13 protein-coding genes are annotated in these 13,275 nt (G+C 63.0%); 4 read left to right on the top strand and 9 right to left on the bottom strand.

Annotated features, from left to right (window positions below; genetic code table 11):
• Positions 1-103 precede the first annotated feature (103 nt).
• Genes purD through Q8R61_RS11850 form a run of 4 tightly spaced genes read left to right on the top strand, consistent with a single transcriptional unit; the run spans position 104 to position 6,070 of the window.
• A complete protein-coding gene (gene purD / locus Q8R61_RS11865; RefSeq protein WP_305537485.1) occupies positions 104-1,381 on the top strand; it encodes a phosphoribosylamine--glycine ligase in 1,278 nt (425 codons plus the stop codon).
• A 10-nt stretch (positions 1,382-1,391) separates the two neighbouring features.
• A complete protein-coding gene (locus tag Q8R61_RS11860; RefSeq protein ID WP_305537483.1) occupies positions 1,392-1,940 on the top strand; it encodes an L-threonylcarbamoyladenylate synthase in 549 nt (182 codons plus the stop codon).
• Positions 1,940-2,851, top strand: a complete 912-nt coding sequence (gene hemF / locus Q8R61_RS11855; RefSeq protein ID WP_305537481.1) for an oxygen-dependent coproporphyrinogen oxidase — start codon at positions 1,940-1,942, stop codon at positions 2,849-2,851. The genes Q8R61_RS11860 and hemF overlap by 1 nt, the downstream gene beginning before the upstream one ends.
• A 3-nt stretch (positions 2,852-2,854) precedes the next feature.
• The gene (locus Q8R61_RS11850; RefSeq protein WP_305537479.1) at positions 2,855-6,070 is read left to right on the top strand and encodes a transglycosylase domain-containing protein; all 3,216 of its coding nucleotides are present in this window, start codon (positions 2,855-2,857) and stop codon (positions 6,068-6,070) included.
• A 123-nt stretch (positions 6,071-6,193) separates the two neighbouring features.
• On the opposite strand, the gene Q8R61_RS11845 is transcribed toward Q8R61_RS11850, so the two are convergent.
• From Q8R61_RS11845 to Q8R61_RS11805, 9 genes are all read right to left on the bottom strand, one after another.
• On the bottom strand, positions 6,194-6,616 hold the full coding sequence (locus tag Q8R61_RS11845) for a hypothetical protein (RefSeq protein ID WP_305537477.1): 423 nt from the start codon (positions 6,614-6,616) through the stop codon (positions 6,194-6,196).
• Positions 6,617-6,626: 10 nt separating this feature from the next.
• Positions 6,627-7,760 (bottom strand): NAD(P)/FAD-dependent oxidoreductase, encoded by a 1,134-nt coding sequence (locus tag Q8R61_RS11840; protein WP_305537473.1) that lies wholly within the window; start codon positions 7,758-7,760, stop codon positions 6,627-6,629.
• A gap of 80 nt (positions 7,761-7,840) precedes the next feature.
• Positions 7,841-8,071, bottom strand: coding sequence for a sulfurtransferase TusA family protein (locus tag Q8R61_RS11835; RefSeq protein ID WP_305537471.1), 231 nt, complete (start codon positions 8,069-8,071; stop codon positions 7,841-7,843).
• A 41-nt stretch (positions 8,072-8,112) separates the two neighbouring features.
• A complete protein-coding gene (locus Q8R61_RS11830; RefSeq protein ID WP_305537469.1) occupies positions 8,113-8,499 on the bottom strand; it encodes a DsrE/DsrF/DrsH-like family protein in 387 nt (128 codons plus the stop codon).
• 56 nt (positions 8,500-8,555) lie between these two features.
• Positions 8,556-9,398, bottom strand: coding sequence for an ABC transporter permease (locus Q8R61_RS11825; RefSeq protein WP_305537467.1), 843 nt, complete (start codon positions 9,396-9,398; stop codon positions 8,556-8,558).
• Between the two features lie 189 nt (positions 9,399-9,587).
• Positions 9,588-10,400 carry an ABC transporter permease gene (locus tag Q8R61_RS11820; RefSeq protein ID WP_305537465.1) on the bottom strand — a complete coding sequence of 271 codons (813 nt, stop codon included), beginning with the start codon at positions 10,398-10,400 and terminating at the stop codon, positions 9,588-9,590.
• On the bottom strand, positions 10,397-11,707 hold the full coding sequence (locus Q8R61_RS11815; protein ID WP_305537463.1) for an ABC transporter substrate-binding protein: 1,311 nt from the start codon (positions 11,705-11,707) through the stop codon (positions 10,397-10,399). Before Q8R61_RS11815 ends, Q8R61_RS11820 begins: the two co-directional genes overlap by 4 nt.
• Positions 11,708-11,908: 201 nt before the next feature.
• Entirely contained in the window at positions 11,909-12,697 is a 789-nt protein-coding gene (locus Q8R61_RS11810; RefSeq protein WP_305537461.1) for an ABC transporter ATP-binding protein, read from the bottom strand.
• Between the two features lie 123 nt (positions 12,698-12,820).
• Complete coding sequence (locus tag Q8R61_RS11805) at positions 12,821-13,246, bottom strand: hypothetical protein (protein ID WP_305537459.1); 426 nt, start codon at positions 13,244-13,246, stop codon at positions 12,821-12,823.
• Between the last annotated feature and the right edge of the window lie 29 nt (positions 13,247-13,275).

Genomic DNA, 13,275 nt, shown 5'->3' with positions numbered 1-13,275 from the left:
TAGGGGCTAGGGATTAGGGAATGAGCGGCCATCGGCCGCGCCCCTAAATTCGATGTCCCTCTCTCTAGCCCCTAACTCCTAGCTCCTAGCCCCTCACACACACATGAAAATCCTCGTCATCGGCTCCGGCGGACGCGAACACGCTCTGGCGTGGAAGCTCGTGCAGTCCCCCAAGGTTTCCCAGGTTTTCGTCGCGCCCGGCAATGGCGGCACGGCGACCGAAGACGGCATCGTCAATGTCGACTTGACGGACATTCCGGCGCTGGTCGAATTCGTCCGCGCCGACGCCGACATCATGCTCACCGTGGTCGGACCGGAAGCACCGCTGGCGGCCGGCGTGGTCGATGCCTTCCGCGCCGCCGGCCTGCGGATTTTCGGCCCCACGCAGGCGGCCGCGCAGCTCGAAAGCTCGAAGGATTTCGCCAAGCAGTTCATGGCACGCCATCGCATTCCCACCGCCGCCTTCGGCACCTTCACCGATGCCGCCGCGGCGCATGCGTACATCAATGAAAAAGGCGCGCCCATCGTGGTGAAGGCCGACGGTCTGGCCGCCGGCAAGGGCGTCGTGGTGGCGATGACCGCCGACGAAGCGCACGCCGCGGTCGACGCCATGCTCGCCGGCAACAGCATGGGCGACGCCGGCCATCGCGTGGTGATCGAGGAATGCCTGATCGGCGAGGAAGCCAGCTTCATCGTCATGGTCGATGGCGCGCACGTGCTGGCGCTGGCGTCGAGCCAGGACCACAAGCGCCTGGGCGACGGCGACATCGGGCCCAACACCGGCGGCATGGGTGCCTACTCGCCGGCGCCGGTGGTCACCCCCGAACTGCATGCGCGCATCATGCGCGAAGTGATCCACCCCACCGTCGACGGCATGGCGGCCGACGGCATCCGCTTCACCGGTTTTCTGTATGCCGGCATCATGGTCGGTGCGGATGGCGCGCCCAAGGTGCTGGAGTTCAACTGCCGCATGGGCGACCCGGAAACCCAGCCGATCATGCTGCGGCTGAAGTCCGATCTCGTGATGCTTCTGGACGCCGCCGTCGACGGCCGGCTCGACCAGGTCGAAGCCGAATGGGACCGCCGCACCGCGCTCGCCGTGGTGCTTGCGGCCGAAGGCTATCCCGACGCGCCGAAAAAAGGCGCCGTCCTCGGCCCGCTGCCGGCCGCCGCCGACGACCTGCATGTCTTCCACGCCGGCACGACAACCCAGGACGACCGCACCGTGGTGAGCGGCGGCCGCGTACTGGCGGTGACCGCGCTGGGCGACAGCGTGCGCATGGCGCAGAAGCGCGCCTATGAAGCGGTGGCAGCGATCCGCTTCGACGGCATGCAATACCGCCGCGATATCGGCTGGCGTGCGCTGGACCGGAAGAAGTGAGGCGTGAGGGGTGAAGAGTGAGGCGGACGCGATCCGCGCACACGTGCGGCGTGGCGGCCTCGTCGCCTACCCGACCGAATCCTGCTACGGCCTCGGCTGCGACCCGCGCAATGTCCGCGCGCTGAAGCGGCTGATCCGGCTGAAGGGCCGCAGCGCCGCCAAGGGCCTGCTGCTGATCGCCGACCATTTCAAGCGTCTGCAGCCCTTCATCCGTCCGCTCACGCCCGCCGACCGCGCACGGCTGCAGCGCAGCTGGCCCGGCCCGGTCACCTGGGTGGTGCCGGCGTCCTCGGCCTGCCCACCGCTGCTCACCGGTCATCGTCCGACGATTGCGGTGCGCGTCACCGCCCATGCCGGCGCCGCGCGCCTGTGCCGCAGCCTCGGCATGGCGCTGGTCTCCACCAGCGCCAATCCCAGCGGCAAAAAACCTGCCAAAACCGCGGCGGAATGCCGCAAAATGTTCGGTACGCGGGTGCGCGTGATTGCAGGCCGCATCGGCCAGCGCCGCCGTCCGTCCACCCTGATCGATCTTGCCACCGGAACCGTTCTCCGCCCCTGATGCCTGCCACGCCTTTCGATACCGCCGCCGTCAAATCCTATCTGACCGACTTGCAGGCCCGCATCGTCGCCGCGCTCGAAGCCGCCGACGGTCTGCTTTTTCGCACCGATGCCTGGCAAAGACCCGAAGGCGGCGGCGGCATTTCGAGGCTGATCGAGGAAGGCAATGTCCTGGAGCGCGGCGGGGTGAACTTTTCGCACGTGCTCGGCAGCCAGCTGCCGCCGTCGGCCAGCGCACACCGGCCCGAACTCGCCGGCCGCCGCTGGGAAGCGATGGGTGTCTCGCTGGTGCTGCACCCGCGCAACCCCTACGCGCCGACGGTCCACATGAACGTGCGCTGCTTCGTCGCGATGAAGGACGGCGAAGACCCGGTGTGGTGGTTCGGCGGCGGCATGGACCTCACGCCCTACTACGGCTTCGAGGAGGACGCGCAGCATTTCCACGCCACCTGCAAGACCGCGCTCGACCCCTTCGGCGCCGATCTGCATCCGCGCTTCAAGCAGTGGTGCGACACCTACTTCTTTCTCAAGCACCGCAACGAGCCGCGCGGCATCGGCGGCGTGTTCTTCGACGACTACGCCGAGGGCGGTTTCGAGCAGGCCTTCGGCATGATGCAAAGCGTGGGCAACGCCTTCCTCGATGCCTACCTGCCGATCCTGCAGCGCCGCAAGGATATCGACTACGGCGAGCGTGAGCGCGACTTCCAAGCCTACCGGCGCGGACGCTACGTCGAATTCAACCTGGTGTACGACCGTGGCACGCTGTTCGGCCTGCAGTCGGGCGGCCGCACCGAGTCGATCCTGATGTCGCTGCCGCCGATCGTCAAATGGCGCTACGACTGGCACCCCGAACCCGGCACGCCGGAGGCGCGGCTCTACACCGATTTCCTCACCGCGCGCGACTGGGTCTAGGCCATGCGCAAAGTTCCGCGCCGCATTCTCATCGGCCTCGGCCTGCTGATCCTGACGCTTGCGCTGGCTGCGCTCGTCGCCTGGGAGCTGCTGTCGTCGGCGCTGGAAGCCAAATACCTCGCCAAGACCGCGCAGAAAATGACCTGGCAGATGCGGATGGGGGCGTCCGAGCGCATCCGTTATCCCGGCCAGGGTCCATACGATATCCGCCTCGGCTACAGCAAGCTGCCGGATTATCTGCAGCGGCTGGACAAGGCCGGCTGGCAGATCGACCAGCAGGCGCACATCACGATCCAGATGGCGCGGGTGGCCGACCTCGGGCTGTTTCTGCCGTATCACGAAAAGGACCAGGCCGGCCTTGCGCTGCGCGACAGCAATGGCGAGACGCTGTATCAGGGCATGCATCCGTCGCGCGTCTACGGTCGCTTCGAGGACATCCCCAAGGTGCTGGTCGATACCCTGCTCTATATCGAAAACCGCGAACTGCTGACCGAGCAGTACCCCACCCGCAATCCGGCGATCGAGTGGGACCGACTGGCGCAGGCACTGCTGGAAAAAGGCATCAGCCTGGTCGACACCAATCGCAACGTGCCAGGCGGCAGCACGCTGCCGACGCAGATCGAGAAATACCGCCACTCGCCCGAGGGCATGACCGCCAGCATGAGCGAGAAGCTGCGGCAGATGGGCACTGCCAGCCTGCGCGCCTACCTCGACGGCCCCAATACGCTGCCGATGCGGAAGAAGACCGTGACGGCCTATCTCAACACCGTGCCGCTCGCCGCCGCGCCGCGCTATGGCGAGGTCAGCGGCATCGGCGACGGTTTGTGGGCGTGGTACGGCCTCGATTTCGACGAAACCAACCGCGTCCTGACACGGGCGCCGCGCGCGCGCGACGCCGCCTATGCCCACGCGTTCAAGCACGCGCTGTCGCTGATCGTCGCCGAGCGCCGTCCCTCGTATTACCTGGCGGCCAACCGCAAGGCGCTCGATGCGCTGACCGACGATCACCTCGATCTGCTCGCCAACGCCGGACTGATTTCGCGCACGCTGGCCGACCAGGCCAAGCAAGTAAAACTGCGCACCACCAGCCAGCGCGTCGACCCGCCGCCGCCGCGCTTCGTCGACCAGAAAGCCGCCAACGCCCTGCGCATCCGCGTGGCGCAGCTGATCGGCGAATCGCGCCTGTACGACCTCGACCGGCTCGACCTCACGGTCGACACCACCATCCACCAGCCGGCGCAGAAAATCGTCAGCCGCTATCTGCAGGGTCTGGCCAAGCCGGAAGCGGCCGCCGCCTCGGGTCTGATCGGCCATCGCCTGCTGAGTCCAGCCAACCCGCTGGACAAGGTGATCTACAGCTTCACGCTGTATGAAAGAACGCCCTACGGCAACCAGTTGCGCATTCAGGCCGACAACCTCAACCAGCCCTTCGACATCAACAGCCAGGCACGGCTCGATCTCGGCTCCACTGCCAAGCTGCGCACGCTGGTCACCTACCTGGAAATCATCGCGCGGCTGCATGCCGAATATCGTACGCTCGAGACCGCGGCGCTTGAACAGAAGGCGCAGCCACAACGCGACGTGCTGGCACAGTGGGTCGCCGCGCGCCTGCTCGACAGCCGCAGCGAGCCGCTGGCGGTCACCCTCGACGCCGCGATGGGCCGCTCGTATTCCGCCACACCGGAAACCTTCTTCACCGGCGGCGGCATCCACAACTTCGCCAACTTCGACGTCAAGGACAACAGCCGCGTGATGGATGTGTGGGAAGCCACCCGCAACTCGGTCAACCTGGTCTACATCCGCATCATGCGCGACATCATCCGCCACTACGCCAGCAGCACGCCGGGCGCGGCGGCGCGCATCATGGACGATGCCGAGAATCCGATGCGGGACAGCTACCTCGCCCGCTTCATCGACCAGGAAAGCCGCATCTTCATCAACCGCTTCTACAAGCGTCATCGGCAGCTCACGCCGCAACAGATGGCGGACGATCTGTACACGCGCGTGCGTGGCAACCCGCGTCGCTTCACCACGGTGTACCGCTACCTTGAGCCGCAAGCCGAGTTCGATGCCTATGTCGCCGCCCTGCACGCACAGGTGCCCGCCAGCGCCAGCCTCTCGCGCGGCACGCTCGAATCGCTGTACCGGGCACATGGGCCCGATGCCCTCAGCCTGACCGATCGCGCCTACACGGCGCAGATCCATCCGCTGGAACTGTGGATGGTGCGGGCATTGCGCGCCACGCCGAAAGCCGATCTGCGCGCGCTGTACGAAGCCAGCGCCGGGGTGCGCCTGGAAGTCTACGACTGGCTGTTCAAGACCAGCCGCAAGAATGCGCAGGACATCCGCATCCAGTCGCTGCTCGAAGTCGAAGCCTTCGACGGCCTGCTGGCAGACTGGAAGCGCGTCGGCTATCCGTTCGACAACATCACGCCGTCCTACGCCACCGCGATCGGCAGCTCCGGCGATCGCCCGGCCGCGCTGGCCGAGCTGATGGGCATCCTGGTCAACGACGGCGTGCGGGCGCCGATGGTCAGCCTGAGCGGACTGCACTTCGCTGCCGACACGCCTTACGACACGCGCCTGTCGCCGAAGCTGAATCCAGGCGAACGCCTGATGCCCGCCGAGGTTGCGCGCACCGTGCGCCGCGCGTTGGCGCAGGTGGTGGAATCCGGTACCGCAGTGCGCCTGGCCGGCGCGGTCAAGCTGGCCGACGGCCACGCGCTGACGCTGGGCGGCAAGACCGGCACTGGCGACCACCGCTTCGAGCGCTATGGCAAGGGCGGCCAGCTGCTCGAATCGCGCGTGGTCAACCGCACCGCCACCTTTGTCTTCTATCTGGGCGACCGCCACTTCGGCACCCTGACCGCGCTGGTGCAGGGCGAGCAGGCGGGCCAGTTCGGCTACACCAGTTCGCTGACCGCGCAGATCCTGAAAACCCTGCTGCCGCAGCTGCAGCCGTATCTGGGCCTGAAGCCGCCGCCCGTGCCCAAGACATCACCCGCCGCACCGCCCGAGCCTGAGCCCGTGCCGGCGCCCGTTGCCCCGCCCGTGCCGCCCCGCGAAAAACCCGATGGCGCCACCAGCCAGGCCGACCCGCCGGTCAAGCAGCCGGCGCCCGTCCATGGCGGCTTTCCCGAGGACCTCGAACCCAGCGTGGTGCTGCCGATCCCGGTGACACCACCCGCCAGCGAGGCGCCCGCCGACCCCGTACCCTGACACCGGGCGCGATCCGGCGGCGCGCGCGGCACTGCATCAACAGCTGGCTAGCGCGCCGCACGGGCGCGAAAAAAACGGGGGCGGCTGATGCCGCCCCCGTTTTTTTCGGACTGCAATGACGCGCTAGCCGCCGTGTCGGTGCTGCTCGCGCATGCTGTGACTCAGGTGCTTGCCGAACACCGACAGCAAGCGCAAGCCTTCCTGCGTACCCGGATCACGGGCCACCCGCATCATGCAGGCCAGGCCCCCGGTTGCCGGCGGGGCAGCCGGGATTTCCTGGCTCGCCGCGTGGATCGCATCGGACAGGGCAACCAGCAAGTACTGCGTTTCCTGGCGATCGAGCACCTTCAGCAGGTGCATCAGCCCCTCGTTGCGGGTCAGGCGGTCGAGTAGCGTCAGGCCTTCGCTCATCGCGCCGGCCAGTCGGGTGACAATTTCGTCCGACATCGCGTCCCGACCGGCCGTCACGAGCTGCGCGAATTCGACGAGTCGCTGCAGATCTTCGGTGGCCATCGGGTTGAGGGGCGTTTCAGTGGGTGTCGTCATTTTGGCTTCCTTAGAGCAATCCGCGAACGCTGGTCCAGTACATCTGGTTGTACGCCATCTTGAACCAGTGCATCGGTTTCGAGGGCGGCTTCAGGTCTGGCGGGTTCTGATAGTTGAACATTGCGTAGGTCGCACTGTCGTGGCCTGTCTCAATGAAGCAGTACACCTTGCCGTCGTAGTCGCGCACCGGCGTTCCAATCTTGATGATCGAGGCAATGTTTTCGGAAACCACCTCGGCCTCGAAATGCGCCGCCGATCCGGTCTTGCTGACGGGCAGGTTGGTCGTGTCGCCCAGCACATACACGTTGTCATGGCCGGTCATGGTGAGCTTGAAACGATCGGTCGGAATCCAGCCCCCCTCTCCCATATTGTTTCGCTCGATCACCTCCATGCCGCGATGCGGGGGGATGGCGATCAGCATTTCATAATGGGTCTCGGTGCCCTCTTCGCTCCGCACCACCTTGTTTTCCGCATCCACTTCGCTGACGTTGAACAGGGTCTCGTACTCGATGCCCATGCGGTCGAACTCGGGCTTGGCCCAGGTGGCGACTTCCTTGATGGTATGGATGCGGCCGATCGGATAGTGGTACTTGATCTTGATCTTGTCGCGGATGCCGCGCGCCTTGAAGTAATCGTGCAAGCCAAAAACGAGCTCGACCGGCGCGATCGGACACTTGTGCGGCACCCCGACGACAACGGCAACCGTGCCTTCCTGGATTTCGCGCAGGCGCTTGAACATCTTGACCGCGGACGCTTCCGTATAGAAGGTATCCGCCCCCTTGACCATGCCTGGAATATCCTCGGGAACGATGCGTGAACCGGTGGCAATCACCAGGATGTCGTAATCATGAACCTTGCCGCTTTCCGTGACGACCTTGTTTTGGTCGAGTTCAAATTTCTTGACCGGGTCCACGTGAAAATTGATGCTTCCCTCGAGCAGGCTCGCCTGGTCACGATAAAGCTGGTCGGGCGTCATCTGGCCGAACGCAACATACAGCAGCCCGGGCTGGTACATATGCTTGTCCGATGCCGAGAGCAGCGTGATCCGGACCTTGCGCGCACGAATCTCGGCAGACAGTCGCCGCGCCAGATTGTTGGCCACAATCGTCCCCCCCGTGCCACCGCCGACAACTAAGATTCTCATTGCATTCTCCTGTTCACAATTCTCTCCCGTGGCGCCCTGGCCGCTGGCTAAACGATGGTCTCGACACAGTCTGTCGCGCGCTATTTCACCTTGCGAATCTTGATGTGCCAAACCCCGTCGACTTTCTCGTTGCTGAGAATTTCGTGCCCGACCTTGTTGACCCACTCCGGCACGTCGGCGCCGGAGCCTTCATCGGTGGACAGCAGTTCCAGCGTGTCACCCACATTGCTCCGCTTCATGTGCGTAATGAGCTCCATCAGCGGGCCGGGACAGAACGTGTCGCGTGCGTCTACAATTTTGGTATCACTCATCACTGTTTCTCCAACTGAATAGATGTTCGATGTGCTGCCGCTCAGAACGTAAGGATTTGCCCGCCTTCGGCATCGCTCAGAAAGCGCGTCAATCCGGTGGGCGGTCCCAGCTCCGGATCGAGGTCATCCTTATCAAGCTTCAAAATATCCAGCACCATCGAGCAGGGCAGCAACTTGGCGTCACCCAGTTCGACGGCCTGCTGGAAAAGCTGCTTGAAAGGCGGCACCCCCTTCTGCGACATCAGCGTTCCGATTTCGCCTTCGACGGGCGCTTCACCGCTGTAGCCCTTCACGAAATAAGGCATGGCATTCATGGACAGAAACACCGACACATCGTCGCCCGTGGCTGCCGCAACCGATGCGATCATTGAAGCCATCTGAAGCTTCTCGCGTGTTCCCGTGGTGCACACAATACTGATTTTCGCCATGCTGGTTCTACCTCGTTAAGTCATGCAGTTCGTTACGTCCGGCGGACTGCCTTTAATCAGCCACGGTGCCAACTGAAGCGCTTGATCAGCATTACGCAGAGGGTGTCGAGCACAAATCCGACCACGCCGATCATCAGGATCATCGCCATCAGGTTGGCGTACTCCAGGCTCTCACGGGCATCCTGAATGGCGTAGCCGAAGCCTGATGTCACACCAAGGAATTCAGCCGGAATCACCACAATCCACGCCACGCCCAGCGCAAGCCGGATACCGGTGATCACATCGAACATGATCGCGGGCAGGATGATTCTCGACACCATGTGCCACGGCTTGGCGCCCAGGTTGCGCGCAACCTTGAACCAGGCCGGATCAACCTTGGCGAGGCCCGATGCGGTCGCAAAGGCAATCGGCCACACCGCGGCAATGGCAATCAGGAAGACAATGGCCTCATTCCATCCGGCAAACACGACGACCGCGATCGGCTCCCAGGAGAGCGGGCTGATCATTCGCATAAACTGGAACGGCACATTGGTCAGCCGCTGGAACCATCTGACCTGTCCCATCAGGATGCCGATCGGCACACCGATCAGGATCGCTAGAAACAAGCCCGTCCCCAGGCGATATCCGGTCGACTCCAGCGCATCCGGGATGGTGCCGTCACCCCACAGATCCGGAAGCGCCCCAAAGGCCGACAAGGGCGAAAATTCAGCAAACGTCGACTTGGCCGGATCGAGGGTGACGAGGTAGATGGCCAGCCACCACAAACCGAGCAGCACGGTCAGGCCTACAAAAAAGTGCAGACTCTTGTCCGACAGATTCTTCATGTTGCGGGTGAAACAGTTGCCACTGATCCCGGCACTGATCACCCCATTATCGGCAGTCACAACTTTGCCATTCATCTATTGACTCCCCCCGGTTACCGGGTATGGCGAACCCCCGTTTGGGCGTTCATTCATTTCTATATGGGCGACCCGCGGCGGGCGACTGCCTGAGTGAAACGCCGCAGGAACCGTGCGATGACTGATCGCCAAGCCGCAGCGCATGCATCTGCTCAACATGGCATCATCTTTGCGCACGCGTTCACAGACTCAGCTGACGCCGCCACGATGCCAGCTGGCACGCTTGATCAGCGCAACCAGAATGCCGTCGAGGAAGTAACCGATGATGCCGATCGTGACCACCAGCGCCGTCAGGTGGTTGTACGACAGCGTCTCGCGCGCATCTTCAATGGCATAGCCCAGACCTGACGTCACGCCCAGGTATTCCGCGGGCACAAGCACAATCCAGGCAACACCCAGTGCGAGCCGGATTCCGGACAGCACATCGAACATGATGGCCGGCATGATCACCTTGGTCAGCATGTGCCACGGTTTGGCGCCAAGGTTTCGAGCCACCTTGAACCACGCCGGATCCACCTTGGCCAGACCGGCCGCGGTTGCAAACATCACCGGCCACACCGAAGCAATCGCGATCAGGAAAATGATCGACCCGTTCCATGTCGAAAACACCAGCACGGCAAGCGGCATCCAGGCAAGCGGACTGATCATCCGAAGGAACTGGAAAGGCGAATTGGTGTAGTTGTTGAACCACTTGATTCGCCCCATCAGGACGCCGATGGGCGCCCCGATTGCGATGGCGATCAACAACCCCATGCCGAGGCGATATCCGCTGGCGGCAGCCGCTGCCTGGATCTTGCCCGCCGCCCACAGCTCCGGAAATGCCTGGAGCGTGGGAATCAGGCCGAACGCGGTAAAGGTCTTGGTCGTCGGGTTGGCCGCAAGCCAGAGGCCTGCGAGGAACCACACGCCGGCAACCAGGCCAATGCCGGCCACTGCCCAGCCAAAACGTTCAGCGAGACGATAAAACCCGCCACCTGCGGCGGGCGTTGTTGCACTGCTCATAACTCGATCACCTCGGTACGCACGAAGGGATCACCCGTTTGCGGGACGCTCTTGTCCAGCTTCCACTTCGGATTCTTGTTCAGTGCGTTCTTGATATAGGTGTAGTTGACGAGATCCTTCTCGACGAACTCGGGCGTCAGATCGTTGAGGAAAGCCAGCTCGCCGCCGACCAGGGTCTGTTTCATCTCGGTCACAACCTGGCGGGTTGCGCTCGGGAATGGCCAGCCCTGGAAGTTGATCCGCGACTGACCCCATTCCGGATGCTGGATTGCCGGCGGATTGGTGTAATCGGGAACCGAGTACGCCATCATTGCGCGCTCCACCACTTCCTTCGGGAACGGCAGATATTTCTTGCCATCCTTGGACAGCATCTCGGCCATGGCTTGGCGGTTGTTGGTCAGGTGGAGCTGCGCTGCAACAATCGCGTTGTGCACGCCTTGTGCCCACTTCGCGCGCGCCGGATCCATCGCATCGTCTTCATGCATGACGACCACGCAGCAGGGGTGGCCTTTCCAGACATCACCGGTGAAGCGGAACATTTCGCCGCCGGCGCGAAGTTCGCCGAGTGCGTTGAAGGGCTCGGCGACGATGTACGCATCGATCTGGCCTGCCGCCAGCGCGGGCGGCATGTCCGGCGGGTTCAACACCAGGAAGTTACATTCATTGGCTGCCAGCTTCGCATTCTGTGGGCGAATCACTGGCGTGATGCCTGCATCGCGAAGCAGTTTCTGCCCGATGATGTTGTGTATCGAGTACCAGTACGGCACGGCGAACTGTTTGCCGCCGAAATCCTTCAGGGTCTTGATGCCGGCTTTCTTGCTGACGATGATGCCGGAACCGTTGGTATGGTTCCATGCCGTGATTTTCACCGGGAATTTGTTGTTGTAGCGCATGTAGATCGGCACCGGGATCAGCATGTGCGTGAGGTTGAAGCGCTGGGCCGAGAAGGCTTCGACCAGTGGCGACCAGCCACGAATCAGCGTCGGCGGTTCCGACTTGATGCCCTCCTTCTTGAAAAATCCCATTTCATGCGCAACCAGCAGGGTCGCCGCATCGGTAATCGGGATATAACCGATCTTCAACACCGGGTCGAACGGCTTGGTGAATTTCTTCCCCTGCGCGAAGGCCGACGAAGACATCATGCCGCCGAGGCCGGCCATCCCGCCCAGTGCGGCGAGCCCCTTCAGCATGCTGCGGCGGCTGACACTGGTGCCGAGGACAGAACCGAATAGCGGGTCGTAATCAATCGCCAGATTCGGATCCACCATGCCGTCGGCAATATCCGGATTCTTCGGCATTATCTGCATGCGCGGATCAATCAATTTTGTTTTTCCACACGACCCACATGAACATCCATCTACGTGCACCAGCGGACGCTGTTGGCCTTGCTCTTCGTATAGATATTTCTTCATTTTCGGTCTCCTAAGTGAGGAGGTCGGTTGTCCCGACCGGTGTTTGCCCTGCAGTAGCTGCGACGAAGAGCAAATTTTTTAATGCCGTTGATCGATTCAAGCCAAGGTTGCTGATTCCGGTTTCTTGTAGTTAGCCGCTTCCTGGAACATGGTCATCAGACGTGTGCGCAACGCCTGAACAGCGGCGTCGGTGCGTTCACGTGGGTCGGGAAGGTCGATGTCCAGCTCGTGGACGATGTTGCCAGGCGAGCCCGCCATGATCACGGCACGATCGCCCATGATGACGGCCTCATCGATGTCGTGGGTCACAAACACAATGTTGAAACCCTTGCGTTTGGCAATGGAGCGCACATCCTTTTGCAGCGATGATCGGGTGAAGGCATCGAGTGCGGAAAAGGGCTCGTCGAGCAGCAGCAGTTCGGGTTCCATCACCAGAGAGCGGGCCAGCGCCACGCGCTGCTGCTGCCCCCCCGAGAGATCCTGCACGTTGTTGTCGGCCCAGGGCTCGAGTTCCACCAGCTTGATCGCTTCTGTGACGCGCTCCGCAGTTTCCTGCTTGGACCAGCGCCCGAAGCTCAGGCCCACCCCGACATTCTGCGAAACCGTCATCCAGGGAAACAGGTGCGGCGCCTGAAACATCATCACCCAGCGCGGCGCCGGCGCCTCGATCGCCGTGCCATCCAGCAGGACCCGGCCTTCGGTGGGCTTCAGGATGCCCGCCAGAATATGCAGAAGCGTCGATTTTCCGCAGCCTGAACGACCGATGATGGCCAGCGCCTCACCGGGCGGCGAGACCAGGTCGACGCGATTGAAGGTCACCGGGCTGCGCGGCGTATAGCGGTGCGTCAGGCCCTCTATCTTGATTTCTGTTCCGCGGATTGCCATCTACTCTTCCTTAGACTGTTGCCAGGGTGCCGCGTCGAAAGGGACGTGCGGCGGGTGTGCGCATTTCTCTGTTTTCACATCAACATCGATGACGGGAAGCCCGGCGAGTGCCGGGCATTGCGGTCAGGCACTGTTGAGCCGCTTGCCCACTTCCTCCATCCGGCGGGCAAGATCCGCTTCGTCGATGAGGCCGCGCTTGATCATCGAATGCGCCAGTGCCAGCAGTTGGCGCTCGGGGAAGGGCACATCCTCATAGAGCGTTTCAGACAAATCGTCCTCTTCAGCCCTGCGCTCAAGCGAAGGCAGCGCACAGGAACCCGGCTCGACCTGATCGTAGGGCTTGTCACACGAATCGGCGGCAAGCATGTCGCAGGTCGCCTCCAGGTCGATCTTCCAGGGCGGATCGGGATTGGTGACGCCGTATTGCGCTGCCAGATCCTCCCAAACCCGCCCGCGACCGCGGACATCCTCAAGCACACCTATCGGTGTCAGATCGGTGCCCTGCCATCCACCTGCCGCACCGAGACCGCTTTTTTCAACTATGGCCATGACTCACTCCTTGCTAAAGACAGCCTTGA

The sequence above is a fragment of the Thiobacillus sp. genome, assembly GCF_030696885.1.
GTDB lineage: Bacteria > Pseudomonadota > Gammaproteobacteria > Burkholderiales > Thiobacillaceae > Thiobacillus.
The sequence above is the reverse complement of the archived record's forward strand: the minus strand, read 5'-3'. Positions and strand labels throughout refer to the sequence as shown.

Coding starts and splice junctions, on each gene's coding strand:
- purD (WP_305537485.1), top strand. CDS start 104: ATGAAAATCCTCGTCATCGGCTCCGGCGGACGCGAACACGCTCTGGCG.
- hemF (WP_305537481.1), top strand. CDS start 1,940: ATGCCTGCCACGCCTTTCGATACCGCCGCCGTCAAATCCTATCTGACC.
- Q8R61_RS11850 (WP_305537479.1), top strand. CDS start 2,855: ATGCGCAAAGTTCCGCGCCGCATTCTCATCGGCCTCGGCCTGCTGATC.
- Q8R61_RS11845 (WP_305537477.1), bottom strand. CDS start 6,616: ATGACGACACCCACTGAAACGCCCCTCAACCCGATGGCCACCGAAGAT.
- Q8R61_RS11840 (WP_305537473.1), bottom strand. CDS start 7,760: ATGAGAATCTTAGTTGTCGGCGGTGGCACGGGGGGGACGATTGTGGCC.
- Q8R61_RS11835 (WP_305537471.1), bottom strand. CDS start 8,071: ATGAGTGATACCAAAATTGTAGACGCACGCGACACGTTCTGTCCCGGC.
- Q8R61_RS11830 (WP_305537469.1), bottom strand. CDS start 8,499: ATGGCGAAAATCAGTATTGTGTGCACCACGGGAACACGCGAGAAGCTT.
- Q8R61_RS11825 (WP_305537467.1), bottom strand. CDS start 9,398: ATGAATGGCAAAGTTGTGACTGCCGATAATGGGGTGATCAGTGCCGGG.
- Q8R61_RS11820 (WP_305537465.1), bottom strand. CDS start 10,400: ATGAGCAGTGCAACAACGCCCGCCGCAGGTGGCGGGTTTTATCGTCTC.
- Q8R61_RS11815 (WP_305537463.1), bottom strand. CDS start 11,707: ATGCAGATAATGCCGAAGAATCCGGATATTGCCGACGGCATGGTGGAT.
- Q8R61_RS11810 (WP_305537461.1), bottom strand. CDS start 12,697: ATGGCAATCCGCGGAACAGAAATCAAGATAGAGGGCCTGACGCACCGC.
- Q8R61_RS11805 (WP_305537459.1), bottom strand. CDS start 13,246: ATGGCCATAGTTGAAAAAAGCGGTCTCGGTGCGGCAGGTGGATGGCAG.